This window comes from Bacillus sp. JJ664 (genome assembly GCF_036962205.1).
Classification (GTDB): Bacteria; Bacillota; Bacilli; order Bacillales; family Bacillaceae_G; genus Gottfriedia.
Genome location: NZ_JBALMS010000125.1, coordinates 1 through 764 on the forward strand (window position 1 = coordinate 1; position 764 = coordinate 764).

The window sequence follows — 764 nt, forward strand, 5'->3', positions numbered from 1 at the left end:
TATTTATTAATTAAATGTATATAATCAGCGGAATCGCGACGAGATTACTCATGTTAAACTCATTTTACGACAATGGATATTTCAGAGTATCCATGATTTGTCTTATGAACTTCAATAACCGCTGGCATTGCATCTTTTACATCTTGAACGTGGGAAATAACACCAATTAATCGACCAGATTTTTGAAGTTGGATGAGTGTGTCAATTGCTTTTGCAAGTAACTCATCGTCCAATGAACCGAAACCTTCATCAATAAACAATGTATCGATTGAAACTCCACCCTTATGAGCTTGGATAATATCCGCCATACCTAGTGCTAAACAAAGTGAAGCATTAAACTGTTCGCCTCCTGATAAGGTTTTAACATCTCTTGCAAGACCAGTGTATGAATCATATACTTCTAGCCCTAAGCCACTTTGTTTTCTTCCTTTTTCAACTGCATCTTTTCGTTGTAATTGGAATTGTCCATTTGACAGATGATCCAAACGTACATTGGCAGACTCAATAATTTGCTCGAAATAGTCTAAAAGTACGTAACGTTCAAATGAAATCATTTTTTCATTATCACCTTTTGTAACTTTATATAGATCATTTAATCCCGCTAATTTCTTTTCTGTTTTTACGTACTCTTCCTGATAAGTTTGTAAGTCTATACGTAATTGTGATAATCGTTTAGATAACTCTTGAATTCGAATGATATCATTTAAGATATGATCAGCTTGTTGAGCTATTAATTGCAACGATTCTTTAATTTCATTTTCATC

The 764-nt window shown here is 33.5% G+C and carries 1 protein-coding gene; it reads right to left on the reverse strand.

The genetic code is table 11. The annotated features are described in order from the left end of the window. Positions 1 to 59: 59 nt before the first annotated feature. A partial coding sequence (locus tag V7056_RS17280; RefSeq protein ID WP_499703647.1) for an SbcC/MukB-like Walker B domain-containing protein occupies positions 60 to 764 on the reverse strand: 705 nt, incomplete at its 5' end.